Consider the following 19,407-nt stretch of genomic DNA (forward strand, 5'->3'; position numbering starts at 1 on the left):
ACTCTTTTTGTGAAAAACGAAATCATACACCGACTCCTTTCATTAGGGGTTCATCTGAAAATAATAGACGGTAACCTTAAAGTCAATGCTCCAAAAGGCGTTTTGACCAAAGAGTTATTGGAAGAAATTTCAGCTCATAAAGCGTATTTGATGCAACTGTTATCTTCGAACACATCCATTCCCACAGCTGAGGTAAAAGAAAGTTATGCACTGACGCCAACACAATATTTTATGTGGTTTAGCCATGAATATCTTGGAGGAAACAGAGCGTATAACATTACTTCAACATTAAAACTGCAAGGGAAACTGAATCTTTTGCTTCTGGAGAAAGCGTTTCAGAGGGTTATCGGACGTCATGAATCGCTCAGGACTATTTTCAAAAAAAACCAAAAAGAAGAAATACAGCAGTACATCTTAAGTGAAACAGAAAAGAGGTTTCAACTTCAATATTTGGATCTGCAAGACTATTCTCAGGAACAACTTCATGAACAAATCAAACAGGAATACCTAAAGGTTTTTGATTTGGAAAAAGGCCTTTTATTAAGCGCAGCAGTATTCAAGAGCAGCGAGGAAGATCATATTCTGGTATTTGTTTTGCACCATATTATAGGGGATGGCTGGTCATTACAATTACTTACCAGAGAAGTCATGGTGGTGTACAACAGTTTAGCCAGTGATGATGAGGTCAAACTACCGGAGCTTCCACTACAATATAAAGATTATAGTGAATGGCTAAACGATACGCTTGAAAAACCGGAATATACAGGTAAACTGGACTATTGGAAAGACCAATTTAAAACCTTGTCTCCAGCATTGGATTTAGCTCCCGGAAAGCGACCTGATATAAAAACGTATAATGGGTGTTTGTACTATCGTGAATTTTCAAAATCGTTTCTGGAAGATTTGCAGGCATTCGCCAAAGAACAGCAGATGACCTTATTCATGGTGCTGCTTGGAGGTCTTAACGGATTGTTTTCAAGATATGCAGGCCAAACCGATATTACACTTGGCACTACGGTTGCGGGAAGAGAGCATGCTGCGCTTGAAAACCAAATAGGTTTATACTCGAATGCATTGCCAGTACGGACACAATTTGAAAAAGAAGACAGCTTTCTTCTGCTGATGCAAAAACAAAAGCAGACACTTATAAAAGCGTATGAAAACAAAGAGTATCCGTTTACTGCGCTTGTAAATCAATTAACACTCCCAAAAAACCAAAGCAGATCAGCCTTGTTTGATATCATGGTCCTGCTACAAAATCATCAGGGACTGGAAATTAATGATCAGAAAGGCATTGAAGGAATTACAGCTGCCGAGTATACTGATATAGAAAGAGGCGTAAGTCAACTGGACATTAGTTTTGTCTTTGTGGAGAAAGAAGAGGGATTGTCTTTAAGTGTTGAATACAACACGGATATTTATGAAGAACACTTTATTGTTCGTCTTTTGGATCATTTTGAGATATTGGTAAAAGCAGGTCTGCAACAGCCTAATCTTTCCCTTGATGCTATCCGGATCATAACACCAGCTGAAAAAAATGAAATTCTTTATGAGTTCAATCAGGCTTCAGTGGCTTACGATTCGTCTTTAAATGTCGTAAATCGTATCCAATTGATGGCCAAAGAGCATCCGGATGAGACGGCCCTTATCAGTCATGGAGAAAAAATAAGTTATGTTTTTTTGGATAAGCAAAGCGATGCACTGGCTAATTATCTTGCATCCGGATGTGATATCAAAAAAGGAGATTTTGTTGGAATCGAATTGGAAAGAAATTCGTGGACTATCATCGTCATTTTAGCTGTTTTAAAAGCAGCAGCAGTGTATGTGCCGATAGACCCTTCTTATCCTGAAACAAGAAAAAACTATATCCAGCAAGATAGCGGATGCAAGCTGATTATTACCAGTGGAATACTGGAAGAGTTTAAAAGCACTTCCCATCATTATGCTGAAGAATATACATCAGAAATAACCTCTGAAGATTTGGCTTATGTAATATATACTTCAGGATCTACAGGAAATCCAAAAGGCGTTCAGATTACGCATGCTTCTTTTGCGGACTATGTTATCACCTTTAAAAATTACTTCGGTTTAACACAAAAAGACAGCGTCGTACAACAGGCCAGTATTTCTTTTGATACTTCTATTGAAGAAATTTTCCCTATTCTGATTAGTGGAGGTACACTGGTATTTCATGAAGAAAAAAGCGATTTTGAAGCTTTATTCCGTTTGTGTCAAGAGTATAAGATAACCATTTTAAGTACCAATCCGTACGCATTGCATTATTTAAATCAGGCGTACGACGGCTACCATCTTGCTTTGAGAGTTCTGATTAGCGGTGGTGATATTTTACAACCGAATCACGTTGATAATTTATGGGACAAGGTTGCAGTCTATAACACGTACGGACCTACGGAAAGCACAGTGTGTGCTACGTACCATCAGATAAATAAGATAGAATCTTTCGTTTCTATCGGAAAACCTATTCCAAACAGGCAAGTATACATTATGGAGCCGGACTCAATCCAATTAGCTCCTGTTGGAATTAAGGGGGAGCTTTGCATATCAGGAAAAGGATTGTCTGCGGGTTACCTGAATCAGACGGAATTAACCAAGGAAAAATTTGTTCAGAATCCTTTTAACCCTGATTTATTAATGTATCGTACAGGTGATTTAGGAAGATGGCTGACGGACGGAAATATCGAATTTTTAGGAAGGAAAGACGATCAGGTTAAGATACGTGGTTTCAGAATTGAGCTGGGTGAAATAGAAACAGCGTTATTGAGTTATTCTGCTCATATAAAACAAGCAATAGTACAGGTAAAAGAACTGAAAGGTGAAAAAGTTTTAGTGGGCTATTATGTATCGGATACAGAAATAGAGAAGTCCTCCATCCGTGTTTACTTACAGGAGAAATTACCCGAATACATGGTTCCCGGGTTTTATGTTGCGCTAGAAAGCATCCCCTTAACTTCTAATGGAAAAATTGACCGTAAAGCATTGCCAGCGTTATCTGAAGAAGACTTAATACGAAAAGAGTATGTGGCCCCAAGAAACGCTACAGAGGAGCAGTTAACGGCCATCTGGAAAGAAGTCTTATCGTTAGATGAGGTGGGAGTGAACGACAATTTCTTTGAACTGGGCGGACACAGTTTAATTGCCGTACAAATTTTCAACAGGATTCAGAAGCAATTGAACAAAAGCATCACGTTTAAAGATTTTTTTTCCAATCCAACGATAGAAGGAATAAGCGAAAAATTAACCGACATCCATTACCTGAGCATCGAAAAAGCACCTGAATCTGTTTCATACATGATCTCTTCGACCCAAAAACAATTGTGGATATTGAGCCAGTTTGAAGGAGGGACGGAAGCCTATAATATTTCCATTGCCATAAAAATCAAAGGTGTTTTAGATACAGATAAACTGAAAGAATCGTTCCATCTGCTCATTCAAAGGCATGAAATATTACGCACCTATTTTAAATTGAATGATAAGGGAAACATTGAACAATTTATACACGATGGAGAAGACATTCATTACAGTGTGGAAAGTGTCTATTTTTTGCCGGGTGAGAACCAGGAGTCAGAAATTTTAGATTATATCCACGCTAAAAATGGAGAACCATTCGATCTGCAAAATGCTCCCCTGATAAAAGTTTGTCTGATAAAAACAGGTCATAATGAGCATGTGGTTTTCTTTTCAACGCATCATATTATAGGTGATGGCTGGTCATTAGAAATTATTATTAACGATGTAATGCATTTTTATAATAAGCTGGTTCGAAATGAAGAAGTACATCATGAAGCGTTAAAAATTCAATTCAAGGATTTTGTTTTCTGGAGAAACAGTCAAAAAGAAGATTATATAAAATCAGAGCAATACTGGCTGGAGCAGTTTAAAGGAGAATTACCTGTATTAAGTATTCCAAGTCTTAAAAGCCGCCCGTTAACTAAATCCTTTAACGGAAGTAAAAAAACACATCAGTTTTCACTCGAATTTTCAAATGAAGCAAATGCTTTTGCTAAAAACCACGATGCTACTTTGTTTATGGTTTTGATATCCGGGATCAACACTTTATTGTATACCTACTCCCGTCAGGAGGATATTATTATCGGGACGCCATTGTCAGGCAGGAATCATCCGGATACGGAAAACCTGATTGGTTTATTCTTAAATATTATACCGGTAAGAACAAAAATAGAGGCGAACGGTACGTTTAATAATTTACTTGAAAATCAAAAAAATAATTTACTGAATTCTTTCAAACATCAGAACTATCCTCTAATCGATTTGATTGACCAGTTGAATCCGGAAAGAGATGCAAGCCGATCTCCTTTGTTTGATGTCATGATGAGTTTAAATACAGAAAATAAAATTATTGACTACAGTCGATTTCATCCATTTGAAATGGAAAGGTTTGAAATCCGAAAGGAAGCAGCTCAGTTTGATTTGAATTTTGTTTTTAATGAAAACGAACGATTGGGATTAACCATAGAATATAACACAGATCTTTTTGAAGCATTTGAAATAGAAAGGATTTTTAAAGATTTTGAAAAAATACTGCATACTGCCTTTGCAAACCCTACTATTCTCCTGAAAGAATTTATAGCATCAGGAAACGAAATTAAAAAAAGAAATATAAACAGAATGTCTGACTTTTTAAAAATGCCATCATGATGAATAGAATAAGTACGTTAAAGAATCAATCTGTTAAAAAGATCAATCTGGAAGAAGATGTAAAAACTTCTTTTTTTGACGGTAAAAACTTCCCTTTAGTTATAACTCCTATCCATTCGGGATACAGTTTAAAAAATTGGTTTGTTGAAAACAATGAGAAATTTGAAACAGATCTTTCAAAATACGGTGCCTTGCTTTTTAGAGGTTTTAATATCAATTCGGTAGAAAAATTTCAGGACCTGATGACGATATTCCCAAAAGAACTTTTAGAATATAAATTCAGGTCTTCACCAAGATTTGAATTGGGTGAAAACGTGTATGTATCAACTACATATCCTGAGGATGAAACGATTAATATGCATAGTGAAAATTCGTATGCTGCCAATCCGCCGCACCGTATTGTTTTTTGCTGTGTCACTGCTGCAGAATATCGCGGAGAAACTCCAATCGCAGATAACAGGCAGGTGCTGAATCACATAAGCGAGCCTTTAAGAAAAAAGTTTGAAGAAAAAGGAGTCCTGTACAGAAGGAATCTTAACGGAATCTTAGGTTTGGCCTGGCAGGAAGTTTTCCAGACTTCGGATAAGAATCAGGTGGAAGAGGAATGCCTTTCGAATGGGATTGATTTCGAATGGGTCAATGAAGAAGAACTGGTTTTAACATGGCGTAAAGATGCCATCTGGACGCATCCCGTGACAAAAGAATTCACTTGGTTTAACCATTGCGTGTTTTTTAATAAATACATGTTGGATGAAGCGTTTCTAAAATCAATTAACTCAGAAGATGAATTGCCTAACAATACCTTTTTTGGAGATGGTTCGGAAATAGCAAAAGAAGAAATCGAAGAATTAAAAATGGCGTATAAAAAAGCAACAATCGAATTCGAGTGGATAAGCGGAGACGTATTGTTTTTAGATAATTACCTGATTTCACACGGCAGAAATCCATATAAAGGAGCTAGAAAAATCATCGTATCCATTTCCTGATCCATTCTTTTTCAGGAAAATAAACAATAATAAATAAAACAGCAGTAGTTATGATTAGCCCTACCGAAGGTTACGAATTATCTGAAAATCAAAAGAACTTGTGGAGTGTCTGTAAGAATAATGCCGAACACTATTACAATCAAATGATATTGGAAGTAAAAATGGATTTGTCTGTTGATAATCTGCTTCAGGCAATAAATACAGTCATTACCAATAATACTATTTTAACATACCGTCTGATCCAGGATGCCAATTTCAATTACCCTTTTCAGATGGAATCGGGCAACTCTGAAATAGATTGGAAAGAAATGGAATTGCATCACGATCTGAAAGAGATGGATGATGCACTGGATTATAGCTACAATCCTGCCAAAGACAATCCGATCAGGTTTTGCTTTGCGAAGCAATCAGGCCAACTGAAATATTTAGCGATACGGCTTTATTCTGTTCTTGGAGATGCTTATAGTTGCTTTTATTTATGCAACCAGATAGGAGAAATTATCAGTTCAGGGAATTATCTTCCAACAGAAGAAACAGAAAAAATAGATTACGTTAATTACAGTGCATGGCAAAATGACTTAATCAGCAAACCAGAACGCGAAGCCATTATTTTCTGGAAAGATTACAATTATCAAACGTCAGGTACGATACTTCCTTTTTCCAGAGAAACTAAATTGTTCAGCCCTAAAAAGAGCCCTATAATTGATATTACAGGAGAAGAATACTTTAAGGTTAAGCAATTTTGCAGCACTCACGATTGTGAAATCAAATCGGTTCTATTATTGAAATTCATCAACTACTTACAATTATTTTCCGAAAATGAAGTAAGCATTGGAGTGTCTGATTTCAAAAGAGATTATGAAGAACTTGAAGGCACTTTAGGATTGGTATCCAAAACGATTCCATTGCTGATTGGGAAACAGAATGGGATTACAATTGAGGAAGCAGTCAAAGAAATAGAATCCCAAATACAGCTTTCGGCCGAATGGGCAGATTTTTTTACACTAAACAGAAAAGAAGCGGCACAATCTGCAGAAGACAAGTACCTGAATTATTGTTTTGAGTTTACCGATCTGAATGCCATCAGCCCGGATTACAAAAAAGCTTTTGCTATCATCGACTCGTTTTCAGTACAAGATAAATTCGACATTAAAATAAGCTGTACAGATACCGGAAGTAGTATTTCTGTGGCATTATATTATAACGAAGCCTGTTTAAACACATCCGCTATTGACGTTATTTCGAATCAGATTCAGAAAAAGTATACCAATTTGTTTCAGAAAACAGGATTTGAACTAAGTGAATGGGAGAAAAAGATTATTGCAGAAGCTAACGATACGACTAGAAACTTTAGAGCGTTTAACTCAATTGTCGAACTTATTGCTGCTCAATGTGAAGCTTTTCCAAATCAGACCTCTTTATTTTCCAATAATTTCCAAATCAGTTATTCCGAACTGAATACAAAATCAGATCAATTTAAAAATTACCTGATTGAAGAACACCGCATTAAAAAAGGAGATGCAGTTTGTGTTGTAGGTGAAGGAACATCCTGGTTTATCATCAGCATTTTGGGAATCATCAAAGCGGGAGCTTATTATATTCCTATTGACAGTAAATATCCTAAAGAAAGGATCGGGTATATCATTCAGGAATCCAATTGCAGTGTTTTGGTATGCGATCCTAAAAACAGTATCTCGTCAGATTTTAGCAAGGAGATGGTCGTTGATCCGAATGCTGTGGAAATCTTCAATACTCAAAGACAAAACCATCAGGTTACTATTCATCCGGAAGATTTGGCTTACTGCATATATACTTCAGGGTCAACGGGTAATCCGAAAGGATGCACCATAAGTCATTCGAGTTTGCTGAATTATATACAATGGTCTAACAGTCATTATTTTGAGCATCCGGATCATGGAAATTGGGGACTTATTACTTCTATTTCCTTTGATTTGTCCGTAACGGCGATATTCACAAGTTTATCCAGAGGAAAGAAATTATGGTTAGGAAATTTCGAAACAGAAATAAGTGCGTTATTATTGGAAGCTTTCAATAATTCAGAGATAGATACTTTAAAACTGACTCCTTCCCACATTTCGCTTTTAAAGGAGTTGGAAATTAAAGACACAACCATCAGGAATATCATTTGCGGAGGAGAACAATTGTTAAAATACCATGTTGAAATCCTGAAAACAATCCATAAAGATATTCGGATTTATAATGAGTACGGACCAACAGAAACCACTGTAGGATGTATCGTAAAGGAGATTGATTTAACCGATGATACTATCTTAATTGGAAAACCAATCGCAAATACCACTATTTACATATTGGACGCGCAGCAATTACCTTGCTCTATTGGAGTTAAAGGGGAAATATATATTGCTGGAAAAGGGCTGACCAAAGGGTATTTGAATAGAAACGATTTAACCAAAGAAAAAATCATTGACAGTCCTTTTGTAAAAGAAGAAAAAATATATAAATCAGGTGATTTGGCCTGCTGGCTGCCCAATGGGAATATTGAATATTTTGGAAGGATAGACGATCAGGTGAAGATTAGAGGATACCGCATCGAATTGGGTGAAATTGAGCAAATAATTACCAATCAGGAATCCATCAGTCAATCTGTAGTGGTTGTCAGGGAAAATGAGGAAACAAAATATTTAGTTGCTTATTATGTTTCTGAAAATACCGTAGATAAAAAGGCACTGCAAAACAACTTAAGTCAGGTTTTACCGGAATATATGCTTCCTGCTTATTATGTACAGATCGATTCAATACCCTTGACCTCAAACGGGAAAGTGGATAAAAAAGCATTATCTGATGTTGAAGGGAAAGATTTAATCAAATCCGAATATGTAGCTCCTAAGTCAAAAGAAGAAGCGCTTCTGGTGGCGGTTTGGTCTGAAGTGCTGAAGCATGACCAGATTGGGATTAAAGACAATTTCTTCAATTTGGGAGGAGATTCTATAAAATCCATTCAGGTGGTTTCACGATTGAAGCAACGCGGCTACACCCTAAAAGTCGAACAGATTTTACGAAATCCTGTTATTGAAATTCTGGCAGGATTAGTGATATCCAATACGACAGTTACAGATCAATTCGAGGTCAAAGGACAAGTTGGATTAACACCTATTCAACATGATTTCTTTGAAAGCAAAAACATAAGTGACAAAAATCATTACAATCAATCGGTGTTGTTAAAAAGCACCAAAAGTATCGATTCTGCCATTTTGGAACAATCCATTTCGGCATTGGTTTCTCATCATGATGCTTTGCGAATGACCTATCATTTCGATAATAATTCATGGGTTCAGTCAAATCAGGATACTTCGAGTGCTCATCATAAAATTCAATTCTGTGATTTACGAAATGAACCAAATGAACTGGAAGCTCTGCAACGGGCAGGAGAAGAATTACAATCCGGTTTTGATATAAGTTCCGGAGTGCTTTTTCATATTGGTCATTTTAGGATGTCCGATGGGGACCGTTTGGCATTAATTGTTCATCATTTGGTCATCGATGGTGTGTCGTGGCGCATCTTATTAGAGGATTTATCGCATTTATACCAATCTATTGCATCCGGGAACCGCCAGGAATTATCGCTCAAAACAGATTCATTTCAACGTTGGTCATCGCTTTTGGAAGTGTATGCTCAAACCGAAGAAGTACAGTCAGAAAGAATATACTGGGAAGAGATTAGTAAAAATAATCTGCCGATATTCCCGAAAGACCATGCCTATACCGATTGTTTTTCTAAAAAAGAGGCAACAACTTCTTTTGTACTTGGTTTGGAGACAACAAAAAAACTGCAAACTCAGGTTAACGGAGTGTACAATACAGAAATCAACGACCTCTTATTAACCGGTTTGGGACTTGCTGTCCGGGACGTTTTCGGAATTGAAAAAAGCATGGTGAAGATGGAAGGGCATGGCAGAGAAGAAATAATCGAAGGTGCAGACGTTGGAAGAACTGTCGGATGGTTCACAAGTATTTATCCTTTCGTTTTAGATATTTCAAATTCGGTTGGACATGAATTGGTTTCCGTTAAAGAAGCGTTGCGTAAAATACCAAATAAAGGTATTGGTTACGGTGTTTTAAACTATTTGGATAAACGCTTCACAAATTCATTGAGGCCAACTATTCAGTTCAACTATTTGGGAGATTTTGACAATGTTATCGGAGCCAGTCTGGAAGACGCATTATTCGAATTTTCTTCAGAAAACATAGGATTATCCGTGAGCGCAGAAAACAATCAGAATGAAGTGCTTTTGGATATTGTGGGAATGGTGGTTTCAGGGCAGTTGAGCATAACCGTTCGTTATTCAAGTGATCAATTTCTTCAGGAAACAATGGATAAATTGGTTTCATCTTACGAGAATCAATTGGAAGATTTAGTCGAAGACTTATCGGAAATTAAAGAAAATCGATTGACTCCTTCGGATTTAACCTATAAGAATTTATCATTTGATGCATTGTCAGAATGGAATAAAACCAATACCATAGAAGATATTTACGAATTGTCCCCTTTACAACAGGGATTGTATTTTCATTGGCTGGTGGATCATTCAAGTCCGATGTATTTCGAACAAACAACATATATCATCAACACGGAAGGCCTGTCAATTGAAGCTGTTCAAAAAGCCTATAATGCATTGGTGTCAAGATATTCAATACTGCGAACTTCATTTACAAACACATTAGGTGACATACCTTTACAGATTGTTTATAAAAAAGCGGAAGGACATTTTTCATTTGAAAAGAAAAACACAAATGAATCCGTTGGAACCTATTTGGAAAATATAAAAGAACAAGACAGACAAAAAGGATTTGATTTCGAAACTCCTTCTTTAATGCGATTGAAGGTTGTGGAAATAGAAAACAACAGATACGCTTTTGTATGGAGCCATCACCACGTTTTAATGGATGGCTGGTGCATTAGTATATTGATTAATGATTTTAATGCCATTTTGGATTCTGTATCGAAAAATCAGGAGATCACTCTTCCTTCTCCAATAAAATATTCAGAGTACATCAAATGGCTTTCTAAAATAAACAGGGAGGCGTCTCTGATTTATTGGAAGGAGTATTTGAAAGGATTGAATACTGCTACCATCATACCGTTCAAAGAGAATAAAAAGATTGTAAATGCAGGAACGGGACAGGAAATTCTGAATATTGAAGGGACTTTATACCAAGATTTAAAAGAGATATGTCAGAAGATAGGAATTACTCAAAACACAGTAATGCAGGGTATTTGGGGTTATTTACTTTCCAGCTATAATGACACGACAGAAGCTGTCTTTGGAGCAGTAGTTTCAGGACGTCCGGGAGAATTGCCTGGGGTTGAAAACATGATTGGATTATTCAGCAATACGATACCTGTCAGAACGCAATATTCAAAAGAGGATTCTCCGGAATCGTTCTTGAAGAGATTGCATGCAGAAGCTTTGGAAAGCACGCCACATCATTATATTAATTTATCCGAAGTTCAGTCTCAAAGCGTTTTAGGAATGGATCTGATTCAGAGCATCCTTGTGTTTGAAAATTATTTTGTAACCGAAAAAGCAGAAAGTCAAACGAGCAGTAATCCCGACTCCAATATGGTTGTTGAAGATATCAGCGCTTTTGAACAGACTAATTATGATTTCAATGTAATTGTAAGTCCTTCGGCTTCTTCTTTAAAAGTTAGCTTCAAATATAATCCTAATTGCTTTGATCCTATTGAAGTTCAAAATCTTGCCAGTCATTTCTTAAAAGTAACCACAGAGTTTGTTTCAAAGAGAGACATGGCTTTAGATCAAATAGATTATTTAACGGAAGCTGAGAACGAAATGTTGTCAGCAGTAGTTTATTGGAAAGAAGTACTCAAAGACGGAATTCCTAAAGTGAAGTTTCCATTTGAAAAACCGAGACCGGAAATTTTGCAATTCACAAACAACAGCATTCCATTTACATTAGATAAAGAATGTAAAGAAGGTTTTGAAAAAATTGCAATGTCTAATGATGGCGATCTTTATACCACGATGATGTTTCTGGTAAAAGCCATAACCCATAAATATGTTGGTGATCAGAAAATAACGATAGGATCTTCTTTTTCATCCTGCAATCAAGTTGAAAATGAAGTGGATAATATGCCGTTAATTACGGCTATGGAAAATGAATTTACACTGGAATATGTGTATCAATCCATAAAAAATAACATCCGGAACGGGGAAAAAAACAGGCTTTCACAAAAGCGTATTTCACAAATAGCAAATCAGCAAAACCAATCGGATTCCGGGTTATTTACTATTTCGGTTGCGTATTGTCAAGGAAAAAGTCTTTCGGATAAAAATCAGGATTCAGCCGAAGAATTTGTATTGAAATTCTATGAAAACAATCAGGATATAGAATGTCATCTGATATACAATACGATACTGTTTGACACAGTTCACATTACACTTTTTATAGAAAGGTTCCAAACCATGGCGCAGCAATTAATCGATTATTCGGATTCTTTCAATTCAATAAAGCTTCATGAACTTAGTCTGGATGGTAAGCGGAAAGCAAAAGTTGAGCAAAATACATCAGACATATACCAGGAAAATTTTTAAAAAGTAACCGTTTTCCCATTACAGGAACAGTCAAATAAATTCAGTCACTTTCTCTTGGATTTCAAGCCATCAAAAGGGAAAACACATTTTTACATACCCCAACCTATTCAATTACACCTTCGCTAACCAGTAAGGGTAAATCAATGTTAATTATTAAATAACCAAAACACAATAGTTATGATTAAACCATTAATTCAATCTATGGCAGTTTGTCCAGACATGAACAAAAATTATCCGAAAATTCAATACGGGAAAGGGATTTATCTTTTTGATACAAATGGGAAAAGATATTTAGATGGGTCATCAGGTTCTTCATCGGTTTCTAATATTGGTCATGGACGACAGGAAGTAGTTGATGCCATCAGTGAGCAGATTTCAAAGATTTCAGTATTGCCCACCCATGCTTTCAACTCTGAAACTGTAGAAAATTATTTGGAAAGGCTTGTGCAATTTGCACCGGAAGGATTTAATAAAGCATGGACAGTGATGAGTGGTACCGAAGCCGTTGAAAACGCAGTAAAACTTGCCTTGCAATACCACCAGTTAAGAGGAGAATACAGTAGATATAAAATTATTTCAAGATGGAATACATACCACGGGAATTCTGTTTTTATGTTAGATATAGGAGGAATGAAAGCAAGACGGGAGCTGTACAGCAAATGGCTGAATAATTTCCCTCATGTATCTCCGGCTTATAATTACAGAAGACCAAGTGAACTTAACGAAAAAGAATATGTGGAAAGCCTGCTTCTGGAACTTGAAACTACTATCGTTGAAACCGGGCCTGATACAGTAGCCGCATTTATTGCAGAGCCTGTAATCGCTGCTGCAATGGGTGCAGTCCCACCGCCAAAAGAGTATTTTACAGGGGTTGCTGCTATCTGTCGAAAGTATGGGATATTGTTTATCTCTGATGAAATCTTATCAGGATTTGGAAGAACCGGGGAAAACTTCGGAATTAATAATTATGGAATTACTCCGGATATTATTGCAGCAGGAAAAGGAATTAGCGGAGGTTATTTTCCGTTGTCTGCAGTGATTGCTTCTGAAAAAGTAACAACTCCTTTTGTTGATACCAAAACCGCATTTTTAGGAGGACACACTTTTGCCTGTAATCCTGTTGGTGCAGCTGCCGGAAACATTGTGATGGATATTTTGGAAAGAGAAAAATTAATAGAAAATTCGAAAAAAATAGGGGCTCTTTTCCTTAAAAAACTAGAGTCTTTATATGAGTTTGATATTGTAGGAGATGTAAGAGGTGTCGGTCTGCAATGCGGAATCGAACTTGTTCAGGATAAAATCACCAAGCAGCCGTTTTCTCCGAACATGAATATTTCCAAAAGGATAGGCGAAAAATCTATCGAAAACGGAGTTGTTCTTTATCCGGGCAAAGGCTCTGTAGACGGTATTTCAGGCGATCACATCTTAATTACTCCTCCGCTTACGGTCAATGAAGAACAACTTGACGAAATCATTACAGCTATGAAAATGTCTTTAGAGGCAGTTACACTTGAACTTAAAAAAGAGACCGTATAATCATGGAAAAGGAAATCATTCTTAAAAAAGCAAGAACCGAAGAGTTTTGGCACACTTTCTTGTCGGAAAACAGTCATCCGAACCCTGTTTCATTCTTTGGAGGAACCCATCTGAAGAGTGAAAATTCTGAAACGAAGATAAAAATAGCGCTGGATAAAGAAGACTTAAAAAAAGCAGATGCCCTTTGTAATGGCTCTGATGTGTTACGCTATAATTTTTATTACACGGCATTAAGTATATTATTGTCCAAGTACGAGGAAAGTTTCTGTTTCCTGTCTGCTGTCAATCAGTTTGAAGAGTCAAAAAACAGTAAAGGCCTTTTTGTTTTGCAGCCAATCACAGCTCAGGAGGAGACTTTTAAAACTATTTTCACATCCCACAAAGAGTCACTTTTAAAGGCGATTGAATATGCTTTTGATTTGGACATGTTTAAAGATTCTTTTTTGAATTTTGAAAGTTTCCAAAAAAACGAACCTTTTGGTTTAATCTTAAACAGTGTGAATAATGAAGTAGCTTCAATTGTTAAAACGCTATTTGATTTTGAACTTGAAAGTGAATCTCCGTATCTGGAAATCTCCGTAAAAGGAGAAATGTATGATTCCAAACTCATAACAATATTCGGAGAAAATTTTAATACATTATTTCATGAGATTCTCGATAATACGTATAAACCTGTAAAAGATATAGCATTCAGAGGAGCTTCTGAAACAGCTATTTTTGAAGAAACCAACAAATCAAGATCTTATTTCCCTTTGGACAAGAATACAGTCGTTTTGTTAAACGAACAATGTCAAACACAAAAAGAAAAGATCGCCATAGTTCATGGTTCTGAAACAATAACTTACGAAGAATTATACAAACAGACCAATCAGCTGTCAAGGCACATTTTGGAAGTTTTTGGAGCTAAAAAAGACGATCTTTTTGGAATTATGCTCTCAAGATCGGTAAATATGGTAAAAGGTATCCTGTCGGTTTGGAAAGCAGGAAGCGCTTACGTGCCAATTGCAACAAACCTTTCTGATGAAGCTTTGTTGCATATTATTCAAAACTCAAATTTAAAAGCAGTTATAACAGACGATGCTGAGGTTTTGGAACAATTGTCCCGATTGCCTATTGCTATCGATGTCGTTAACCTGAATGAGATTGCTTCAATAGTGAGTCAATTATCTGATGCACAGGTTTCTGTGGAAGTCGGTTTTGGAGATTTAGCCTATGTGATTTATACCAGTGGTTCAACAGGCAAACCGAAAGGAGCTATGATTGAACATTTGGGAATGCTTAATCATATTGGGGCTAAAATAGAAGAAATGGCTATTCACAATAACAGCGTTGTCGCTCAAAATGCGCCTCATACATTTGATATTTCAGTATGGCAATTTTTTGCGCCTTTGGTTGCCGGTGCCACAAGTATCATCTATAATGAAGAAATAATTATGGATGTCAATCAATTTGTTCATCAATTGGCAGAAGACGAAATCACATTACTTGAATTGGTTCCTTCTTATTTACTGGAAATGCTTAATGAGCTTGAAAGCGATGATAATGCGAGAAAATTATCTCTGGATACGATAATCCTGAATGCAGAAACACTTACTAAAGTAATGGTTAAGAGATGGCTTGATTTATACCCGAACGTTCCTATTATCAATACCTATGGCGCAACAGAAGTTTCGGATGACATTTCCCATTATTTTATGAAAGAACTTCCGGATAATTTTTCCGTTCCCGTAATGAAAAACCCAATTCAACATTTTGAAGTTCATATTGTTGATGCAAATAAAAAAAGAGTGCCAGTTGGGGTTAAAGGGGAAATATTATTGGCCGGACCTTGTGTGGGCCGAGGGTATTTCAATGATGAAAAAAGAACCGAAGAAGCCTTTTTAAACGGACCTATGGAAGGTATAACTTCTGCAGACCGAATTTATAAAACCGGGGATTTGGGCCGATTTATGCCTGACGGAACCATGGAATTCTTGGGGAGAAACGATAATCAGGTGAAAATCCTAGGATATAGAATAGAATTAGACGCCATTGAGAATATTGTAACAGATATCGAACAAGTCAAAAATGCGAAAGCGATAGCGTATACTGACAAGCAAATAATCGCACTGTATTATGTGTCCGATACCGAAATTGATCCGTCGGTTATGGAAAGCGAACTTTTAAAATCACTTCCGGAATATATGCTTCCATCGGCTTATATCCACATGAAAAGCTTTCCGCTAACAAGAAATGGGAAAATTGACAAGAACGCATTACCAATTGTAACAGATGCTGATTTAATCAGGAACGAGTACGTTGCTCCGAGCAATGAAATTGAAGAAAAACTGGTTGAAATCTGGAAGGAAATTCTAAATAAAGAGAAAATAGGTGTCACCGATGATTTTTTTGCACTAGGAGGTAATAGTCTGATGGCAATGAAGGTATTTAATAAAATCAGTAGTGAATTTGGAATGAAAGTAGACTTTAAATCATTTTTCAATAAACCTACCATAAGCAGCTTGGGCTTGGAAATATTGTTTCTGACCGAGCAGGAATCGATCAAAGAAGAAAATTTATTTGAGTTAGATATCTAGAAAACAGTACAATTGTATGGAGAGTATTATAAAAAAAATAATAGAGAATAAATTGCTATTAAAACTTGAGCAAGGAAAACTCAAGGTGTATAAAAAAGACAATGGTTCAATAAGCGCCGAACTGCTGGAGGAAATCAGAAACAATAAAGCAGCACTGGAGGATTATTTATTATCCCAGGAAAAAAACGCGATAAATGATAACTTAAAACTGAACATTCCAAAACTTGAATATCAGGAAAATTACGAGTTGTCTTCTTCTCAGCGTCGTTTATGGATCCTGAATCATTTTGAAAAAGGAGCTGTGGCTTATAATATTCCTTCCAACTTTGAACTTAATGGAAATTATAATATCGATAACTTCAAAAAAGCCATAAATGCTTTAGTGGAAAGACATGAAATATTAAGAACCGTATTTAAGAAGGATGAAGAAGGAGAAATCAAGCAATGGGTTTTGTCTATGGAAGACATTAATTTTAATGTTGTCTATTTAGACTTAAATCAAGATGTAAATGGTTCCGATGTAGCAAAAAAGGCTATTGAAGAGGACGAATACAAGCCTTTTGACCTGGAAAAAGGGCCTTTATTCAGAGTTTCAATATTTAAATTGTCTGATGAAAAATACATTTTGTATTTTAATATGCACCATATTATTGGGGATGCGTGGTCAATGGAAATTATTTTCAGAGATACGTTTGCCTTTTATGATGCCTTTCAAAAAGAAACAGCTCCGGATTTACCAGAGCTAAGAATTCATTATAAAGATTATGCTGTCTGGCAGCAGGAACAAATTCGAAATGGTGCTTTCGAAAAGCATAAAACATTTTGGAAAAATAAATTTACCGGAGATCTTCCTCTGTTAGATTTACCTGGCGAAAAAATCAGACCTAAAACAAAAACATACAATGGCTATAAATTAGGTTCTTATGTGGCTGCAGAAACGACCATGAAGCTGGAGTCTTATTGCAAGGCAAACGGGGGAAGTCTTTACATTGGGCTTGTAGCGCTTTGGAATACACTGTTTTATAAATATACAGGACAAAAAGACATTGTTATTGGGGCTCCAATAGCTGGCAGGAATCATATTGATTTAGACGATCAGGTTGGTTTTTATATTAATACATTACCATTAAGAAACACAATTGATCCTTCGGATAGTTTTGATGAATTGTTTCATCAGATTAAATCCAATACGTTGGAAAGTTTCAATTTCCAACAATATCCTTTTGATTTATTAACCGAAGACCTCAATTTGCTTAGGAATCCTTCCAGAAGCGCCATGTTTGATGTTATTATCGGATTGCCGGAAACTCAAGCCAATGCGGAAGATTTTGTTGTTGATCCTAATAAAATAGACCGCATATTTGATTTGGGGGAAATAGTATCAAAAGTAGACTTAGCTATTATTTTTAGCAAAGTTGGTAATCACTTGTTCTTCGATATTAATTTCAACACAGATGTATATGAAAGGGAAATGATCGAAAGATTAATCTTCCATTTTAAAGAAATTGCAGCCCAAATAGTTGAAAAACCGAGCGAAAAGTTAGGAGTCATAAATTATCTTTCACCAGCCGAACGCACAGCTTTACTATCCATTTATCCTTCATCTTCTTTTGAAAGTGCCGGTTTAACGGTATTGGATTTATTTCGAAGCCAGGTGATGTCTAAGCCGGATACGATTGCTTATTCTTTCGGATCACAAACTGTTACTTATAAGGAACTGGATTTACAGTCGGATCGTCTGGGGCATTACCTTCGAGATACTTACAAACTTGCGAACAATGACCTTGTGGGTATTATGATGGATACCAATGAATGGTCGATACTTTGTCTTTTGGGAATCTTAAAGTCAGGTGCAGGTTATGTTTGTATCGACAAAGAACTTCCTGAGGAAAGAAAAGGATATATCATAGAAGACGCTTCGATTAAAGCCTTATTGATTTTATCGGATGATTTGTTTGAAGTAACCTCATTTGATATTCCGGTATTTTCGATAGATCTCCAGTATTCCGAATTTATGGATTTGGAATCAGATACGATCAATCAGGTATCGGAATCAGACACAGCTTACGTGATTTATACTTCGGGCACCACAGGCAAACCCAAAGGTGTTATGGTAAGCCATTCGAATGTAGTGGATTATTATCTTGGTCTTGAGAAAACATTGTCTTTGAGCCGTTTGAGTCGTTTCGGACTAATGTCATCTCTTTCAGCCGATTTAGGCAAAACAGTCGTGTACGGTTCTTTGTTGGGCGGCGGTACTTTGTACGGTTTTTCAAGACAGATGCTTATGGATGCCGAATCCCTTAAAGCCTATATTACAAAAGAAGCAATAGATTGTATTAAAATAGTTCCTTCTCATTGGAAGGCTTTATCGGGCCCGGATCAGGTACTGCTTCCCAATGCAATGATCATCTTCGGAGGAGAAGTATTGTCTTTAGATATTCTGGATCGATTGAGTGAACAGCCACAACAGATTGAGATTGTCAACCATTATGGTCCCACGGAAACAACCATCGGTAAATTACTGCACCAAGTTTCGCCAAAAGATTCGTATACACAAGTTCCCGTAGGTAAGCCATTTTCATCGACTGTGGTTTATATTGTCAATGAGGAATTGGAACTGTGTCCTTTTGGTATTTCGGGAGAGTTGCTAATAGGAGGTTTGGGTGTTGCCAAAGGATATGTAAACAATCCTGAACTGACGGCAAAACAATTCATCGCAAACCCATTTGGAGAAGGATTGCTGTACCGAACAGGAGACAAAGTCCGCATGCGCGCAGATGGAGAGATTGTCTTTTTGGGCCGTATAGACGATCAGGTGAAAATCCGTGGTTACAGGGTAGAACCACACGAGATTGCTACGGTTGCCTTGTCTTATGATTTTGTGAATCAGTGCATTGTTTTGGCTGATGAAGACAGCAACGGATACAAACGATTGGTGTGTTATCTGGTGCCGGATTCCGGTTACAATGAAGAAGGACTGAAGTCTTTCCTTCAGTCACGTCTTCCGGATTATATGGTTCCCGGGATTTATAT

The 19,407-nt window shown here is 36.6% G+C and carries 6 protein-coding genes; all 6 read left to right on the forward strand.

The window, feature by feature from the left end; translation table 11 throughout:
* The first annotated feature begins 9 nt into the window (after positions 1-9).
* Positions 10-4,677: an amino acid adenylation domain-containing protein gene (locus ACRDEC_RS12525; RefSeq protein ID WP_431498696.1), complete on the forward strand. Its 4,668-nt coding sequence runs from the start codon at positions 10-12 to the stop codon at positions 4,675-4,677.
* The gene (locus tag ACRDEC_RS12530; protein WP_431498697.1) at positions 4,674-5,663 is read left to right on the forward strand and encodes a TauD/TfdA family dioxygenase; all 990 of its coding nucleotides are present in this window, start codon (positions 4,674-4,676) and stop codon (positions 5,661-5,663) included. The genes ACRDEC_RS12525 and ACRDEC_RS12530 overlap by 4 nt, the downstream gene beginning before the upstream one ends.
* A gap of 50 nt (positions 5,664-5,713) precedes the next feature.
* Positions 5,714-12,259 (forward strand): amino acid adenylation domain-containing protein, encoded by a 6,546-nt coding sequence (locus tag ACRDEC_RS12535; RefSeq protein WP_431498698.1) that lies wholly within the window; start codon positions 5,714-5,716, stop codon positions 12,257-12,259.
* A 177-nt stretch (positions 12,260-12,436) separates the two neighbouring features.
* On the forward strand, positions 12,437-13,795 hold the full coding sequence (locus ACRDEC_RS12540; RefSeq protein WP_431498699.1) for an aspartate aminotransferase family protein: 1,359 nt from the start codon (positions 12,437-12,439) through the stop codon (positions 13,793-13,795).
* A 2-nt stretch (positions 13,796-13,797) separates the two neighbouring features.
* A complete protein-coding gene (locus ACRDEC_RS12545; protein ID WP_431498700.1) occupies positions 13,798-16,371 on the forward strand; it encodes an amino acid adenylation domain-containing protein in 2,574 nt (857 codons plus the stop codon).
* A 16-nt stretch (positions 16,372-16,387) separates the two neighbouring features.
* Positions 16,388-19,407, forward strand: a 3,020-nt coding sequence (locus tag ACRDEC_RS12550; RefSeq protein ID WP_431498701.1) for a non-ribosomal peptide synthetase, incomplete at its 3' end; no start/stop codon positions are given.

Source organism: Flavobacterium sp. (assembly GCF_050696275.1).
Taxonomy (GTDB): domain Bacteria; phylum Bacteroidota; class Bacteroidia; order Flavobacteriales; family Flavobacteriaceae; genus Flavobacterium.